The following is a 254-nucleotide window of genomic DNA, read 5'->3' as shown; positions in this document are numbered from 1 at the left end:
GTGAGCTTTACAGGGAACTGGTTCCCTTTATTGGTGACAAACCATTACCCGGAAAAGCCCACCAACCTGTCAAACAGACCGTAAAGCTAATCAATAACGCAACAATACATAAGGGTAATGAATGAAAAAGCTAACATGCTTTAAGGCTTATGATATTCGAGGAAAACTCGAGCATGAGCTCAACTACGACGTGGTTTATCGTATCGGCCGGGCATTTGGTCAATATCTGAATGCAAAGAAAGTCGTGATCGGCG

The 254-nt window shown here is 43.3% G+C and carries 1 protein-coding gene; it reads left to right on the top strand.

Annotated elements, in window-relative coordinates:
* Positions 1 to 121: 121 nt before the first annotated feature.
* Positions 122 to 254: hypothetical protein (locus AYW75_RS18705; RefSeq protein ID WP_156490897.1), on the top strand; the 133-nt coding region annotated here is incomplete at its 3' end.

Origin of the sequence: Marinomonas atlantica (assembly GCF_001639725.1) — a bacterium.
GTDB classification, from domain to species: Bacteria; Pseudomonadota; Gammaproteobacteria; order Pseudomonadales; family Marinomonadaceae; genus Marinomonas; species Marinomonas atlantica.
This window is presented reverse-complemented; position numbering and strand designations above follow the sequence as displayed.